Below are 1,039 nucleotides of genomic sequence, written 5' to 3' on the forward strand. Positions count from 1 at the left end.
GATTATAGATTGCCACAGCCCTTTATAAGGGCTTGGCAATGAGAAAGATAAAGATAAAGCCTTAAAGACTTCTTGTAGTTTGGGTTTCTTTAAAACTTCTTCTTATTGACATCACTTAGAATATCATCAGCAATTTGATTTACAGTGTGGGTAATATCATTGGTATTATTAGCCACAGAAACATTATCTTGTGTCACTGATTCTAATTGTGCAATGGCTTCATTGATTTGACTTACACCTTGCGTTTGTTCTTTGATAGATTCACTCATATCATTAATGCCTTGCACTAAGACATTCACATTAGCTTCTATCTCATTTAAGGATTTTCCTGTTCTCTCTGCTAGTTTTCTCACTTCATCGGCAACAACAGCAAATCCTCTTCCATGTTCTCCTGCTCTTGCAGCTTCAATAGCAGCATTAAGTGCTAAAAGATTGGTTTGGTCTGCAATGTCTTTAATCACGCCTACAATGTTTTTAATATCTTCTGCTTGTCTTGTAACTTCTGCAGTCTTATCACTGACATTTTGCATAGAAGAACTAATCTCTTCAATCGCAGCTGCAGATTGTTGGAGAGAACTTGCTTGTGCAGAACTACCATCTAGGAGTTTATTCATAGAATCTTGTAAATCTACCACTTGTTTTACTAAGTCTTTAGCATAGTGTTCTGAAGAAGTGAGCATTTTTCTAATCTCTTCTCCTAGAATATTGGTTGTAGTTTCTACACTTCCTTTTGCATTAGGAACTTCTGTAGAGAAGTCTAAGGATTTATAGGATTCAAACACACGATTGATTTCATTCATATTGCTTCCCACTTTGTTTTGTAAAACATCTAGCATTGCATTTAAGACATTCTTTAATTCTATCAGTTGTGGGTTATGAGGATTCTCTATGATTCTTGCAGTTAAATCTCCCTCTTCTACTGCTTTAGCTGTTTGAGCAGATTGGGCAATCGCAATTTCATCTTTCTCTAAACCTTTTTGAATGTTTTGAATGTTTTGATTGATTTCTTTTGCCATGATGCCAAATTCGTCGTGAGATT

At 35.4% G+C, this 1,039-nt stretch carries 1 protein-coding gene; it reads right to left on the reverse strand.

The features are described 5' to 3' along the window. Positions 1–89: 89 nt before the first annotated feature. The coding region (locus tag LS69_RS10050; RefSeq protein WP_238699310.1) for a methyl-accepting chemotaxis protein at positions 90–1,039 on the reverse strand (950 nt) is incomplete at its 5' end.

This window comes from Helicobacter sp. MIT 05-5294 (assembly GCF_000765675.1).
Lineage (GTDB): Bacteria > Campylobacterota > Campylobacteria > Campylobacterales > Helicobacteraceae > Helicobacter_D.